The organism is Streptomyces sp. NPDC059080, from assembly GCF_042739975.1.
Classification (GTDB): Bacteria; Actinomycetota; Actinomycetes; order Streptomycetales; family Streptomycetaceae; genus Streptomyces; species Streptomyces benahoarensis.
Genome location: NZ_JBHYGX010000022.1, coordinates 12,161 through 26,520, shown reverse-complemented (window position 1 = coordinate 26,520; position 14,360 = coordinate 12,161). Strand labels below are relative to the sequence as shown.

The 14,360-nt window shown below is 71.5% G+C and carries 11 protein-coding genes and 1 riboswitch; of the genes, 6 read left to right on the top strand and 5 right to left on the bottom strand.

Annotated features, from left to right (window positions below; all coding sequences use genetic code 11):
- Positions 1–17 precede the first annotated feature (17 nt).
- From rlmN to ACFWWQ_RS18650, 4 genes are all read left to right on the top strand, one after another.
- Positions 18–1,157 (top strand): 23S rRNA (adenine(2503)-C(2))-methyltransferase RlmN, encoded by a 1,140-nt coding sequence (gene rlmN / locus ACFWWQ_RS18665; protein ID WP_384597444.1) that lies wholly within the window; start codon positions 18–20, stop codon positions 1,155–1,157.
- Between the two features lie 34 nt (positions 1,158–1,191).
- Positions 1,192–1,314, top strand: a riboswitch (TPP riboswitch).
- A gap of 167 nt (positions 1,315–1,481) precedes the next feature.
- Positions 1,482–2,507 (top strand): thiamine ABC transporter substrate binding subunit, encoded by a 1,026-nt coding sequence (locus ACFWWQ_RS18660; RefSeq protein WP_384597558.1) that lies wholly within the window; start codon positions 1,482–1,484, stop codon positions 2,505–2,507.
- A 20-nt stretch (positions 2,508–2,527) separates the two neighbouring features.
- Complete coding sequence (locus ACFWWQ_RS18655; protein ID WP_384597442.1) at positions 2,528–4,171, top strand: ABC transporter permease; 1,644 nt, start codon at positions 2,528–2,530, stop codon at positions 4,169–4,171.
- Positions 4,172–5,251, top strand: coding sequence for an ABC transporter ATP-binding protein (locus ACFWWQ_RS18650; protein ID WP_384597440.1), 1,080 nt, complete (start codon positions 4,172–4,174; stop codon positions 5,249–5,251).
- Positions 5,252–5,490: 239 nt separating this feature from the next.
- Here ACFWWQ_RS18650 and ACFWWQ_RS18645 read toward each other — a convergent pair whose 3' ends face one another.
- The 5 genes from ACFWWQ_RS18645 to ACFWWQ_RS18625 form a co-directional block, all read right to left on the bottom strand.
- Positions 5,491–6,471, bottom strand: coding sequence for a hypothetical protein (locus ACFWWQ_RS18645; RefSeq protein ID WP_384597438.1), 981 nt, complete (start codon positions 6,469–6,471; stop codon positions 5,491–5,493).
- A 491-nt stretch (positions 6,472–6,962) separates the two neighbouring features.
- Positions 6,963–8,165 carry a hypothetical protein gene (locus ACFWWQ_RS18640; protein ID WP_384597436.1) on the bottom strand — a complete coding sequence of 401 codons (1,203 nt, stop codon included), beginning with the start codon at positions 8,163–8,165 and terminating at the stop codon, positions 6,963–6,965.
- Positions 8,147–8,881 carry an ABC transporter ATP-binding protein gene (locus ACFWWQ_RS18635; RefSeq protein ID WP_384597434.1) on the bottom strand — a complete coding sequence of 245 codons (735 nt, stop codon included), beginning with the start codon at positions 8,879–8,881 and terminating at the stop codon, positions 8,147–8,149. Before ACFWWQ_RS18635 ends, ACFWWQ_RS18640 begins: the two co-directional genes overlap by 19 nt.
- A 231-nt stretch (positions 8,882–9,112) precedes the next feature.
- Positions 9,113–10,474, bottom strand: coding sequence for an aspartate aminotransferase family protein (locus tag ACFWWQ_RS18630; protein ID WP_384597432.1), 1,362 nt, complete (start codon positions 10,472–10,474; stop codon positions 9,113–9,115).
- A 2-nt stretch (positions 10,475–10,476) separates the two neighbouring features.
- The gene (locus tag ACFWWQ_RS18625) at positions 10,477–10,971 is read right to left on the bottom strand and encodes an Lrp/AsnC family transcriptional regulator (RefSeq protein WP_384597430.1); all 495 of its coding nucleotides are present in this window, start codon (positions 10,969–10,971) and stop codon (positions 10,477–10,479) included.
- 170 nt (positions 10,972–11,141) lie between these two features.
- On the opposite strand from ACFWWQ_RS18625, the gene ACFWWQ_RS18620 reads away from it, so the two are divergent.
- Positions 11,142–12,596: a gamma-aminobutyraldehyde dehydrogenase gene (locus ACFWWQ_RS18620; protein ID WP_384597428.1), complete on the top strand. Its 1,455-nt coding sequence runs from the start codon at positions 11,142–11,144 to the stop codon at positions 12,594–12,596.
- 243 nt (positions 12,597–12,839) lie between these two features.
- Positions 12,840–14,021 (top strand): PotD/PotF family extracellular solute-binding protein, encoded by a 1,182-nt coding sequence (locus ACFWWQ_RS18615; RefSeq protein WP_384597426.1) that lies wholly within the window; start codon positions 12,840–12,842, stop codon positions 14,019–14,021.
- The last annotated feature ends 339 nt before the right edge of the window (positions 14,022–14,360 follow it).

Here is a 14,360-nt window from a genome sequence, read left to right as displayed (position 1 = left end):
TATTTATGTTGGGGGGGATGGTTTTTTTTTATACGAGCCTGGTAAGCACCTCGCCGACGCCCGGAAAAATCACGTTTGTCGCGCCGGGTGGGCCCACCACCCCCCCGCGCCACCTCGCCGATCTCAGCCCCGTGGAGCGCCGTGAAGCGGTGGCCGCGATCGGGGAGAAGCCGTTTCGTGCCAAGCAGCTGTCGCAGCACTACTTCGCGCGGTACGCGCACGACCCGGCGCAGTGGACGGACATCCCCGCCGCCGCGCGGGAGAAGCTGGCGACGGAGCTGATGCCCGAGCTGATGAGCGTGGTGCGGCACATCTCGTGCGATGACGACACCACCCGCAAGACCCTCTGGAAGCTGCACGACGGCACCCTCGTCGAGTCGGTGCTGATGCGGTATCCCGACCGCGTCACCATGTGCATTTCCTCGCAGGCCGGTTGCGGTATGAACTGCCCGTTCTGCGCCACGGGGCAGGCCGGTCTGGACCGTAACCTCTCGACGGCGGAGATCGTCCACCAGATCGTCGACGGCATGCGGGCGCTGCGCGACGGCGAGGTGCCCGGCGGCCCCGCGCGGCTGTCCAACATCGTGTTCATGGGCATGGGGGAGCCGCTCGCCAACTACAAGCGGGTCGTCGGTGCCATCCGGCGGCTCACCGACCCCGAGCCGGACGGCCTGGGGCTGTCGCAGCGCGGTATCACCGTGTCGACGGTCGGGCTGGTCCCGGCGATGCTGCGGTTCGCCGAGGAGGGCTTCAAATGCCGCCTCGCCGTCTCGCTCCATGCGCCCGACGACGAACTGCGCGACACGCTGGTGCCGGTCAACACCCGCTGGAAGGTCCGTGAGGTCCTCGACGCAGCCTGGGAGTACGCCGAGAAGTCCGGTCGCCGGATCTCCATCGAGTACGCCCTCATCCGTGACATCAACGACCAAGCTTGGCGCGGTGACCTGCTCGGACGGCTGCTCAAGGGGCGGCGTGTCCATGTGAACCTCATCCCGCTGAACCCGACACCCGGCTCGAAGTGGACCGCCTCGCGGCCCGAGGACGAGCGGGCGTTCGTCCGGGCCATCGAGGCACACGGCGTGCCGGTGACGGTGCGCGACACTCGCGGCCAGGAGATCGACGGGGCCTGCGGCCAGCTCGCCGCCTCGGAGCGCTGACCGGCGCGCTGGTACCGTGTGATCGAACAAACGCACATTCCGACAGGGGAGCGCCACAGCGCTGAGAGTGCGGAGAGACCGTAGGCATACGGGGGATCCGCAGACCCTTGAACCTCGCCCGGGTCATTCCGGGTAGGAAGTTCGGTCATCACTCATGCTGTTGCGCCCCGTGCGGCGCCGTATGGCGCGCGTCACCGACGCGCCCCATGCGGCGCCGCACGGGGCCGCGTCTCTTCCTGGCCAGCCAGGAGGACATCAGTGGGTCACACCAGCCGTACCACCACCCGCAGAGCCGCCGCGGCCGTCGCGGTCGCCGCCGTCACCATGGGCGGACTCGCCGCCTGCGACAGCTCCGGTGGTGACGAGGCGGACGCCAAGACCGTCACGCTCGTCAGCCACGACTCGTTCAATGCCTCGAAATCGGTGCTCGCCGACTTCGAGGAGCAGAGCGGCTACAAGGTCAGGATCCTCAAGGGTGGCGACGCAGGAAAGGCCGTCAACCAGGCGATCCTGTCCAAGGACAACCCGCAGGGCGACGTCTTCTTCGGCATCGACAACACCCTGCTCTCCCGCGGCCTGAAGGCCGGGATCTTCGCCCCGTACCAGGCCAAGGGCCTCGACATGGTGCCGGACGCGGTCCAGCTCGACAAGGCCGGGCACCACGTCACCCCGCTCGACTACGGCGACACCTGCGTCAACTACGACCGCGCCTACTTCGCCGCGCACCACCTCGCGCCGCCGAAGACCTTCGACGACCTGACCAAGCCGCAGTACAAGAACCTGCTGGTCACCGAGAACTCCGCGACGTCCTCCCCGGGGCTCGCCTTCCAGCTCGGCACCGTAGCCGCGTACGGCCAGGACGGCTGGCAGGGCTACTGGAAGAAGCTCAAGGCCAACGGCGTCGAGGTCGTCGACGGCTGGGAGCAGGCGTACAACGAACGGTTCTCCGGCTCCGCCGCCGGCAAGGGCAAGGGCGACAAGCCGCTGGTCGTCTCGTACGCCTCCAGTCCTCCCGTCGAGGTGCTCGGCAAGAAGCCGGAGCCGAAACAGGCCCCGACCGGCGTGGCCACCGGCACCTGCTTCCGCCAGATCGAGTTCGGCGGCCTGCTCAAGGGCGCGAAGAACGAGAAGGGCGGCAAGGCGCTGCTGGACTTCCTGCTGAGCCGGAAGTTCCAGGAGGACATGCCGCTCCAGATGTTCGTCAACCCGGTACGCAAGGACGCCGCCGTGCCCGCGCTGTTCACCAAGTACGGCGCGACGATCGGCAAACCGGCGACGGTCGCGCCGGAGACGATCACCGCGCACCGCGAGCAGTGGATCAAGCAGTGGTCCTCACTCGTCCTGAAGTAACCGCACGGGGCCGCCGCCCCATGCGCGCCACGGCGGTGCGCATGGGGCTGCTGGCCCTGCCGCTCGTCTTCTTCGCGCTGTTCTTCGCCTACCCCGTCGCGGCGATCGTCGGCCGCGGACTCACCGACGGCGGCCACTGGCAGTTCGGCCGGCTCACCGCCGTCCTCGGCGACCCGGACATTTTGCACGTCCTGTGGTTCACGCTCTGGCAGGCCGCCGCCTCCACCGGCCTGACGCTGCTCATCGCCCTCCCCGGGGCGTACGTCTTCGCCCGCTTTGACTTCCCCGGCAAGCAGCTGCTGCGCGCCGTCGTGACCGTCCCGTTCGTCCTGCCCACCGTCGTCGTGGGGTCCGCCTTCCTCGCGCTGGTCGGCCGCGGCGGGCTCCTCGACGACCTGTGGGGGGTGCGGCTGGACACCACGGTGTGGGCGATCCTGCTGGCGCACGTCTTCTTCAACTACGCGGTGGTCGTCCGCACCGTGGGCGGCCTGTGGAGCCAGCTCGACCCGCGGCAGGAGGAGGCCGCACGGGTGCTCGGCGCCGGGCGGTTCGCGGCCTGGCGCCGGGTGACGCTGCCTGCGCTCGGCCCCGCCGTCGCCGCCGCCGCACTGATGGTCTTCCTGTTCACCTTCACGTCGTTCGGCGTGGTGCAGATTCTCGGCGGCCCCACCTTCTCCACCCTGGAGGTGGAGATCTACCGGCAGACCGCTGACTTCCTCGATCTGCCCACCGCCGCCGTCCTGACCGTGATCCAGTTCGTCGCGGTGCTGGGCCTGCTGGCGCTGCACGCCTGGACGGTGCGCCGCCGCGAGACCACCCTCCGCCTCGTCGACGCCGCCCGCACCGCGCACCGCCCACGGGGCGGTGGGCAGTGGACGCTGCTGTGGGGCACCGTCGCCGTCATCGCGGTGCTCCTCGTGGCCCCGCTCGTCGTCCTCGTCGTGCGGTCCTTCGCCGGTCCCGACGGCTATGGGACGGTCTTCTACACCACGCTGGGCTCCGCTGCGTCCGCCGACAGCACCTTCGCCGTCGCCCCGCTCGACGCGCTGTGGAACTCCCTGGCCTACGGCGTCGCGGCCACCGCCATCGCCCTGGTGGTCGGCGGGCTCGCCGCCGCCGTGCTCACCCGACGGGGCGGCCGCCTCATGCGCGGCCTCGACGCGCTGCTGATGCTGCCGCTCGGGGTGTCCGCGGTGACCGTCGGCTTCGGCTTCCTGATCACCCTCGACAAGCCGCCGCTGGACCTGCGCTCCTCCTGGTGGTTGGTGCCGCTCGCGCAGGCCCTCGTCGGCGTGCCGTTCGTGGTGCGCACCATGCTGCCGGTGCTACGCGCCGTCGACGGTCGGCTCCGGGAGGCCGCAGCCGTCCTGGGCGCCTCCCCGTGGCGCGTGTGGCGGGAGGTCGACCTGCCCATGGTGCGCCGCGCCCTGCTGATCGCCGCGGGTTTCGCCTTCGCCGTCTCCCTCGGTGAGTTCGGCGCGACGGTGTTCATCGCCCGCCCCGACCACCCCACCCTGCCGGTGGCCGTGGCCCGGCTGCTGGGCCGTGCCGGGGAGCTCAACTACGGCCAGGCGATGGCCCTGTCCACACTCTTGATGGTGGTGTGCGCCGGGGCCCTGCTCGCCCTGGAACGCCTCCGCACCGACCACTCCGGGGAGTTCTAGATGACCGCCACCACCACGGCCCGGGCCACTGAACGCCGGGACCTGCTGCGCTTGGACGGGGTGACCGTCCGCTTCGGCGGGCATGGGGCGCCCGCCGCGCTCGACGCCGTCGACCTGGGCATCGCCGCCCACGAGATCGTCTGCGTCCTCGGGCCGAGCGGCAGCGGCAAATCGACGCTCCTGCGGGTGGTGGCAGGGCTACAGGCGGCCGACTCGGGGCGGGTCGTCCTGGAGGGGCGTGATCAGGCACGGGTGCCCACGCACCGGCGCGGCGTCGGCCTGATGTTCCAGGATCACCAGCTGTTCCCGCAGCGCGATGTCGCCGGGAACGTCGCCTTCGGCCTGCGGATGCGCGGGGCTCGCCGCACCGAGCAGGATCGCACCGTCGCCGAACTCCTCGACCTGGTGGGCCTGCCGGGCGCTGCACGGCGCGCCGTGGGCTCGCTCTCCGGCGGCGAACAGCAGCGGGTCGCCCTCGCCCGCGCCCTCGCCCCGAGCCCCCGGCTGCTGATGCTCGACGAACCGCTCGGACAGCTCGACCGCGGGCTGCGCGAACGCCTCGTCGTCGAGCTGCGCGGCCTCTTCCGCACGCTGGGGACAACGGTGCTGGCCGTCACCCACGATCAGGGGGAGGCGTTCGCGCTGGCCGACCGAGTCGTCGTCATGCAGAACGGCGGCATCGCGCAGACCGGCACACCGCTGGAGGTCTGGCAGCGCCCCGCCACCGAGTTCGTCGCCCGGTTCCTCGGCTTCGACAACGTGGTCGAGGCGACGGTACGGGGCAGAGCCGCGGCAACGCCCTGGGGCACGGTGCCGGTGCCGCACGGCGCGGAGGACGGCCCGTGCCGCCTGCTGGTACGCCCGGCCGGGCTCCGGCTCACACCGCCTGAGGCCGGCCTGCCGTGCACCGTCACCTCCCGCACCTTCCGCGGTACGCATGTGGCTCTCCTTCTCCAGCCCGAACATGGCCCGCAATTGGAGGCGGCCTGCACGCTGGGGGACGCGCCGGAGCCCGGGCAGCGGGTGGGGGTGCGGTTCGTGCCGGAGGATGTCGTGGTGCTGGGGGCGACGGGGGAGTGAGGCCCGGGAGACGGAGGGCCGCCCCCCGGAGCCTCGACGCTACAGACGAGCAGCCCGAGTAGCGGAGCGTGTGGGGCGGCGGTACGCGCATGGGGCAGCCCGCATGGGGCGCGGCGTCGTGGCGTCGCCCCATGCGGGCTGTCCCATGCCGCCGGTGGCCCGGTGGCCCGGCGTGCCTCTCGCGCTCGGCGGCCCAGCGAGCCCCATGCGTGCACCCGTGGGCCTGCCCCGTGGCGGCGTCAGCGCTCTGCTACGCCCTCGGCCCGGCTCCGTCCCGTATCCGCTGTGTCGTGGGCATTGTCCTCATCGACCTCATCGACCTCATCGACCGTAGGGATCGCGGTGGGCTCTGTTTCGGGGGAACCGAAACAGGCGACGGCCACGGCTCCGGCGACTGCGAGGACGAAGCCGAGGATGGCCACCCAGGCGAAGCCCGGACGGGAGGCGTCACCAAGCCACAGCACGCCAAGGATGCCGGGCACCACCGTCTCGCCCACCACCAGTGCCGCCGTCGCGCCGTTCACCGAGCCGATCTGCAACGCCACGGTGTGCAGATACATGCCGCCGAGGCCCGCCACCAGGATCGCGTAGAGGGCCGGGTCCCCCAGCAGCGTCGGCAGGTCGAACGGGGCGACGCCGTTCAGGACGCGTACGCCCACGCCGAGTGCACCGAAGCCCAGCCCGGAGAGCAGACCGGCCGGGATGGCCGCGCGGGCGCCCAGGAGCCGGACGGTGAGGGTTCCGACGCCGATCAGCAGCACGGACGCGGCCAGCAGCCCCCAGTGGGCGGCGAGCGGGGTGGCGCCGCTGCCCTCATGGCCCGCGGCGGTGGCCAGCAGCACCAGCGCCGAGCAGACCACGGCGATCGACGCCCACTCGGGCCGGGTCAGGCGGATGCCCAGCATCTTGATGCTCAGGAGCGCGGTGATCACCAGGTTGGCGCTGATCACCGTCTGGGAGAGGAACAACGGCAGCAGCCGCGCCGCCAGCGCGCCCAGGGCGAAACCGAGGAAGTCCAGGCCGGTACCGACGAGGAATTCCCAGGTCACCGCCGCCTTCGCGGTCGAGGAGAGGCTGGGGCCGCCGTGCTGCGTCACACCGGATGAAGGGGCGACGGCCGCTTCCCGGCGGGCGGACCTGCGCGAGCCCACCGCCTGAAGTACGGACCCCGCGCCGTAACAGGCGGAGGCCGCCACGGCGGTCACAAGACCGATGATCACCACGTGCTCCGTTCGCGCCCCGTCCGCCGCACCGTGGCTCGCCTCGGTACCGCGGGCGTGCATCTCACCACTGCGTTACCCGGCCATGCAGACGTGCTTTCCGGGGAACGGGTTGCCTCGGCGGAGCGGCCGGATGCCTCAGGCCAGGGTTCCCGGTCGGCACGGTCACGGGGAGCGTGGGGCGCGGAGGGTGCCTGATCCGACTGCACGCCCGCCAAACTCGGGCCGCTCCGTCGCCGATCTTGGCGGTTTACCCGCGTGGGGCGCGAGGCACGGGGCAGGCTCCGTACGAAGAGACGCCGCCCGCACGCCGGATGCCGCCCGCATGGCGCGCGGTGCGGCCCGCCGCCCCACGCCGGGCGCCCCATGCGAGCCACCCCATGCGAGCCACCCCATGCCCCGCACCCCACCGCCCAAGGCCCGCACGCGCCGTCCCGCGTCCACGCACGGTGCCCCACGCCCCATGCCCGGCCCCATGCCCAGCATCCCTCTCAATGCACCAACGGCACCGTCGCCAGTTCGGCCACGCCCCACGTCAACGGGGCCAGGACGAGGAGCAGGGTGGCGGCGCGGAGGGTGGCGGCGCGGCGCAGGAGGGCGGCCGGTGCGCCGAGCCTGCGCAGGGCCGCGGTGGCGTCGGCCCGCGCGGCGCGTGACTCCAGGCCGGCGGCCAGCGCGCTCGCCAGGACACAGCCCAGCACGACGGTCGCGCCGACCGCGGTCAGCGGCCCGAAGGTCTCCAGCGGGGCGGCGCGGAACACCTTCACCGCGGCATAGCCACCGGACGTCACCGCGCACAGCACCCCGGCGGGGCGGCCGATCCGCCGCGCCTCCTCCTGGAGCACCCGTCCCGCCAGCAACCGGAGCGCGCCGGGACGGCCCGCGCATAGCAACCGCCCGCACAGGTGCACCAGGCCCGGGCCCGCGAGCACCAGTCCGACGGCGGACAGTGCCCAGCCCGCCAGGATGCCCGGGGGGCTGCCCACCAGACGGCCCGGCAGCGGCAGCAGGCCGGAGCCGGTGGCCGTACCGCGGCCCGCGTAGGTCTCGACGGTCAGCCCCACCGCCGTCAGGGCGATGCCCCACGGCAGGCCGGACGGGGCGGCGGGCGCCGTGCGGGGCGCCCCGTCGGCACCGTCACCCGCCTCCGTCGGTGCGGGCGTCGGCGGCGAGGCCGGGGCGGCCTCGCGCGGACGCAGCGCCAGGGCGGTCGTCCCCGCCAGGACCAGCGGCACCAGCGACAGCAGGAGCACCGTTCCGGCGACCGGCAGCGAGTGCCCCGCGCCGAGCAGCTCCGTCGCGAGCTTCGGCCACGGTGCCGCGCCGAGTCCGCCGCGGAGCCGGAGGAACACCAGCAGTGCCGCGGCGGTGCCCAGCACGCCGGAGAGCGCGGTGGAGACGGCGGCGAGCAACGTCAGCCGGAACGGGCCCAACCCCGCCGCCGCCATGCCCCGTTGGAGCCGCGCGGCGGGATCCGTACGCGCCACCGCCACCGCGAGCTGCGCGGTCGCGGCGAGCGGCGCCAGGCACCACAGCAACCGCACCGCGGCCGGGCCGGAGTCCGTGGGGTGCGCGGTGGCGTGGCCGAGGGTGGCCAGCAGCAGGAACCCCGTGCCCCCCGCCGCCGTGGCGACGGCGGCGCGCCGCACCAGCACCAGGGGGCGCGTACCGCGGGCTAGACGGAGAGCGAGCACGCTGCCCTGCTTTCCGCGTCGGGGGAGGAGACGGAGCCGCCCCGGGCCCGGCGGCCGTCGAGGAGGGCGACGGCGCGGTCGGCGAGGGACGCCGCTTCCGGGTCGTGGGTGGCGAGGACCACGGTGATCTGGTGCGAGCGGGCCGCCGTGGTGAGGGTGCGCAGGACCTGGGTGGCGTCCGCACGGTGCAGCGGCGCGGTCGGTTCGTCCGCGAAGAGGACCTGCGGCGTGGTGGCCAGCGCGCGGGCGATGGCAACGCGTTGACGCTGCGACTGATCGAGCTGCGCGGGGCGGCGGCGTGCGCAGTCGCCGACGTCGAGCCGGTCGAGCCACTCGGCCGCGGTGTTCCGCGCGGTGCGGCCGCCCTCGCCGCGCAGCAGCAGGGGCAGGGCGGCGTTCTCCCCGGCGGTCAGCTCGGTCACGAGGTGGGGCTGGGTGTCGATCCAGCCGAAGCGGTCCAGGCGCAGCCGCTCGCGGTGGCGGGCGGCGAGGGTGTGCACCGGTGAACTGTTGAACCACACCTCGCCCTCGGACGGGGCGAGTTGGGCGGACAGGCAGCGCAGCAATGTCGTCTTGCCGCTGCCGCGCGGGCCGGTGACGGCGAGGATCTCCCCTTCGCGGACGCCGAGGGAGACTCCGGCCAGTGCGGTGCTGGCGCCGTAACTGTGGTGCAGGCCGCGGGCCCAGAGAACGTCGTTGTCAGGCGGGGCCACCATCTGCGCACCTCTTGCGTTCGCGTCCGTTCCCCCGACCGGGTGAACGACCATGGAAGGTATCGGTCACTGGCACGGTAAGGACTGCGGACCCTCATGATTCGGCGCTTGGCATGCACAACGGCCCGAATTCACTCCTATGGCTTCTCTTGAGCGAATTCGGGCCGTGCAATTTTCGGTTGTGCAAGCTCCTGCTCGGCGCCGGACCGGAGCGGACCGGAACGGCGCGGGGGATCAGAGCTTGGTCCACGCCTCCGTGAGGACGGTGCGCAGGATCTGCTCGATCTCGTCGAAGACCGACTGGTCGGCGATGAGCGGCGGCGCGAGCTGGATGACCGGGTCACCGCGGTCGTCGGCGCGGCAGTACAGACCGTTGTCGTACAGCGCCTTGGAGAGGAAGCCGTACAGGACGCGCTCGGTCTCCTCCTCGTTGAAGGATTCCTTCGTGTTCTTGTCCTTGACCAGCTCGATGCCGTAGAAGAAGCCGTTGCCGCGGATGTCGCCGACGATCGGCAGGTCGTGGAGCTTCTGGAGGGTGGAGAGGAAGTTGCCCTCGTTCTCCAGGACGTGCTTGTTCAGGCCCTCGCGCTCGAAGATGTCGAAGTTGGAGAGCGCCACGGCGGACGAGACCGGGTGACCGCCGAAGGTGTAGCCGTGCAGGAAGGTGTTGTCGCCCCGGTAGAACGGCTCGGCCAGGCGGTCGGAGATGATGCAGGCGCCTATCGGGGAGTAACCCGAGGTCATGCCCTTGGCGCAGGTGATCATGTCCGGGACGTAGTCGAACTTGTCGCACGCGAACATCGTGCCCAGGCGGCCGAACGCGCAGATGACCTCGTCGGAGACGAGCAGCACGTCGTACTGGTCGCAGATCTCGCGGACGCGCTGGAAGTAGCCGGGGGGCGGCGGGAAGCAGCCACCGGCGTTCTGCACCGGCTCCAGGAAGACGGCGGCGACGGTCTCGGGGCCCTCGAAGAGGATCTGCTGCTCGATCTGGTCGGCGGCCCAGCGGCCGAACGCCTCGGGGTCGTCGCCGTGGATCGGGGCGCGGTAGATGTTGGTGTTGGGGACCTTGTGCGCGCCGGGGACCAGCGGCTCGAAGGGCGCCTTCAGGGCCGGAAGGCCGGTGATGGACAGGGCGCCCTGCGGGGTGCCGTGGTAGGCCACCGCGCGGGAGATCACCTTGTGCTTCATCGGCTTGCCGGTGAGCTTGAAGTACTGCTTGGCGAGCTTCCAGGCGGTCTCGACCGCCTCACCGCCGCCCGTGGTGAAGAAGACCTTGTTGAGGTCGCCAGGGGCGTAGTCGGCCAGCCGCTCGGCCAGCTCGACGGCCTTGGGGTGGGCGTAGGACCATACGGGGAAGAAGGCCAGCTCCTGCGCCTGCTTGGCGGCGGCCTCGGCCAGCTCCACCCGTCCGTGACCGGCGTTGACCACGAAGAGGCCGGCAAGGCCGTCGATGTAGCGCTTGCCCTTGTCGTCGTAGATGTTGGTGCCCTCGCCGCGCACGATCGTCGGCACGGGGGCGTTCTCGTACGACGACATGCGGGTGAAGTGCATCCACAGGTGGTCGTACGCCGTCTTGGAGAGGTCGGCGCTCATTGCTATCTCGTTCCCCAGGTGTAGGTCTGCTTCCGGAGCTTCAGGTACACGAAGCTCTCGGTCGTCCGGACGCCGGGCAGCGTGCGGATGCGCTTGTTGATCATTTCCAGCAGGTGGTCGTCGTCCTCGCAGACGATCTCGATCAGCAGATCGAAGGAGCCGGCCGTCATGACGACGTACTCGACCTCCTCCATGGCGGTCAGGGCATCGGCCACGGGATCGAGGTCACCCTCGACGTTGATGCCGACCATTGCCTGCCGCCGGAAGCCGACCGTGAGGGGGTCGGTGACGGCGACGATCTGCATCACGCCTTGGTCGAGCAGTTTCTGTACGCGCTGGCGTACGGCTGCCTCGGACAGGCCGACGGCCTTGCCGATCGCGGCATACGGACGGCGTCCGTCCTCCTGGAGCTGCTCGATGATCGCCAGGGAGACGGAGTCGATCGACGGGGTGCGGTCACGTCTGCCGTGACTGTTGCGGGGGGCCACGCCCCTCACTGTGCACGAGCCTCGTCGGTCCCGCAACCCGCGAGCGATGAAATCAGTTGAGTTGCGATCGAATTTTCACTGATTCCGTTGTTAGGGAGTGGCGGGTGTGTTGAAAGCGTCGGCTTCATGGCTAGGGTGGGTGTCTCAACCGCCGGACATCTGATTGAAGGGGGCGCACAGTGACCACCGCACTGCGTCGTCTGCGCAACTACATCGACGGGGAGTTCCGGGACGCCGCCGACGGGCGGACCACGGAGGTGGTCAACCCGGCCACGGGCGAGCCGTACGCCACCGCGCCGCTCTCCGGAGCCGCCGACGTGGACGCGGCGATGGCCGCGGCCGAGGCCGCCTTCCCCGCCTGGCGCGACCTGATCCCCGCCGAGCGCCAGAAGGTCCTCCTCAAGATCGCCGACCGCTTCGAGGAGCGCGCCGAGGAGCTGATCGCCGCCGAGTCCGAGAACTGCGGCAAGCCGGTCGCCCTCGTACGCTCCGAGGAAATCCCGCCGATGGTGGACCAGATCCGCTTCTTCGCGGGCGCCGCCCGGATGCTCGAAGGCCGCTCGGCCGGCGAGTACATGGACGGCTTCACGTCCATCGTCCGCCGCGAGCCGATCGGCGTCTGCGCCCAGGTCGCGCCGTGGAACTACCCGATGATGATGGCCGTGTGGAAGTTCGCCCCGGCCCTGGCCGCGGGCAACACCGTCGTCATCAAGCCCTCCGACACCACCCCCGCGTCGACCGTGCTGATCGGCGAGATCATCGGCGGCGTGCTGGACGAACTGGGCCACTCCCGCGGCGTGTTCAACGTCGTCTGCGGTGACCGGGAGACCGGCCGTCTGATGGTCGAGCACCCGGTGCCCGCGATGGCCTCCATCACGGGCTCCGTGCGCGCCGGCATGCAGGTCGCCGAGTCCGCGTCCAAGGACCTCAAGCGCGTCCACCTGGAGCTGGGCGGCAAGGCCCCGGTCGTGGTCTTCGAGGACACCGACATCGCCAAGGCCGTCGAGGACATCGCCGTCGCCGGGTACTTCAACGCCGGTCAGGACTGTACGGCCGCGACCCGCGTGCTCGTCCAGGAGTCCATCCACGACGAGTTCGTCGCCGCGCTGGCCAAGGCCGCCTCGGAGACGAAGACCGGCGCGGTCGACGACGAGGACGTGCTCTACGGACCGCTGAACAACGCCAACCAGCTCAAGCAGGTCAAGGGCTTCATCGAGCGGCTGCCCGCCCACGCCAAGATCGAGGCGGGCGGCGACCAGGTCGGCGAGAAGGGCTACTTCTTCGCCCCGACCGTCGTCTCCGGCCTCAAGCAGGACGACGAGATCGTCCAGCACGAGGTCTTCGGCCCCGTCATCACCGTCCAGTCGTTCCGCGACGAGGAGCAGGCCCTGGAGTGGGCCAACGGCGTCGAGTACGCCCTCGCCTCCTCGGTGTGGACCAAGGACCATGCCCGCGCCATGCGGCTGTCCAAGGCCCTCGACTTCGGCTGCGTGTGGATCAACACCCACATCCCGCTCGTCGCCGAGATGCCCCACGGCGGCTTCAAGAAGTCCGGCTACGGCAAGGACCTCTCCGCGTACGGCTTCGACGACTACACGCGCGTCAAGCACGTGATGACTTCGCTGGACGGGTGAGGGGGCGGGGCATGGGGCGCGGTGTGCTGCGCCCCACGCCCTGTGTCCCGTGGCCTGCGCCTCATGCGCTGCGCCTCATGCGGGACCGGTGCGTGCCGCACCATGCGCTGCGCACCATGCGCTGCGCCTCATGCGTGGCGCCCCGTGCGGGCCTTTGCCCGGCAGACCGTCGCGGCTGGAGTGCCGACAGCTGACGTTCTGTCGGCTTGTCGCCGCCGTCCGTGAGACGTGAGAGTGCACGCCATGTCGGAACTCACGCGGCGTTCGCTGCTCCGGGGCACGTTCGGAATCGGTACGGCGGGGGCGCTGGCCGGGCTCGCCGGATGCGGCGTGCCGCCCGCCTACGTCAGGGCCGCCGATCGTGCGGCCCCCGACCGTTCGGCGGCCGACCGCCGTCTCGTCTTCGCCAACTGGCCGCTGTACATCGACGTCGACGACCACGACAAGCAGCGTCGGCCCACCCTCGACGCGTTCCGGCGGCGGACCGGGATCTCCGTCACGTACACCGAGGAGATCAACGATAACGACGAGTTCTTCGGCAAGATCAGCCCCGCGCTGATGAACCACCAGCCCACCGGCCGCGACCTGGTCGTCATCAGCGACTGGATGTGCGCGCGCTACGTCCGCCTCGGATGGGTCCAGGAAATGGACCGCACGGCGCAGCCGCATGTCGCCCGCAACCTCGACCCGCAGCTCGCGTCCCCGTCGTTCGACCCCGCTCGCAGGCACAGCGTGCCCTGGCAGTCGGGCATCACCGGTATCGCCTACAACCGCCGCAGACTCGGACGCGAGATCCGGAGTGTCTCCGACCTGTGGCACGACGACCTCCGTGGGCGGGTCAGCCTGTTCTCCGGTATCGACGAGGCGTTCGCGCTGCTGTTGCAGGGCGAGGGCGTCGACATCACCCGCTGGCGGTCCGACGACTTCCACCGGATGGCCGACCGACTGCGTCGGCTCGTCGCACGGGGCCACATCCGCCGGTTCACCGGCAACGACTACATCAAGGACCTGGACTCCGGGGACGTGATCGCCGCCCAGGCGTACTCCGGCGACGTCATCCAGCTGAAGGCCGACAACCCGGACATCGCCTTCGTGGTGCCCGAAGAGGGCGGCGAACTGTGGGCGGAGAGCATGATGATCCCCAACCTGGCAGCCCACAAGCGCAACGCCGAGCGGCTCATCGACCACTACTACCGGCCTGACGTCGCCGCCGACCTGGCTGCCTGGGTCAACTATGTCTGCCCCGTACCGGCCGCCCGCGAGGTCCTGGCCGCCTCCAAGGACAAGGAGCGCGCCGCCCTCGCCGAGGACCCACTGATCTTCCCCGACGCCGCCCTGCGCCAGCGCCTCGCCACCGCCCGCGACATCACGGCGGCGGAACGCCCCGCCCTCGCGGGGGAGTGGAACGCGATCGTGGGGTTGTGAGCGCGGGGGCGGGTGCAGGGGGCGGTGCGTCAACGGGGCGCTGCCTCGGGGCCGCCGCTGAACGCGGACGGGGCGCCGCCCCATGCCGTACGGAGGGCGGGAGGGCGCGCGCAGGGGGTGGCGCGGAGCACCGTATGCGGGCACGGTGCGGGCCCCATGCGGTGCGGGCCCCATGCGGTGCGGGCCCCATGCGGTGCGGTGCCCGGGCCCTGTCCGCCTGCCGGGGGGGGGGGCGCCCCCCCCCCGGGGGGCCCCCCCCCCCCCGCGCGCGCGGCCCCCCCCCCCCGGGGCGCGTGCGCGCGCGGGGGGCGGGCGCGGGGGGGGGGGGGGGGGGTGAGT

What these genes read in the sequence shown, in the direction of transcription:
- ACFWWQ_RS18650 (WP_384597440.1), top strand. Translation starts at nt 4,172, where the DNA reads ATGACCGCCACCACCACGGCCCGGGCCACTGAACGCCGGGACCTGCTG.
- ACFWWQ_RS18660 (WP_384597558.1), top strand. Translation starts at nt 1,482, where the DNA reads ATGGGCGGACTCGCCGCCTGCGACAGCTCCGGTGGTGACGAGGCGGAC.
- ACFWWQ_RS18635 (WP_384597434.1), bottom strand. Translation starts at nt 8,881, where the DNA reads ATGGTGGCCCCGCCTGACAACGACGTTCTCTGGGCCCGCGGCCTGCAC.
- ACFWWQ_RS18615 (WP_384597426.1), top strand. Translation starts at nt 12,840, where the DNA reads ATGTCGGAACTCACGCGGCGTTCGCTGCTCCGGGGCACGTTCGGAATC.
- rlmN (WP_384597444.1), top strand. Translation starts at nt 18, where the DNA reads ATGGTTTTTTTTTATACGAGCCTGGTAAGCACCTCGCCGACGCCCGGA.
- ACFWWQ_RS18655 (WP_384597442.1), top strand. Translation starts at nt 2,528, where the DNA reads ATGCGCGCCACGGCGGTGCGCATGGGGCTGCTGGCCCTGCCGCTCGTC.
- ACFWWQ_RS18630 (WP_384597432.1), bottom strand. Translation starts at nt 10,474, where the DNA reads ATGAGCGCCGACCTCTCCAAGACGGCGTACGACCACCTGTGGATGCAC.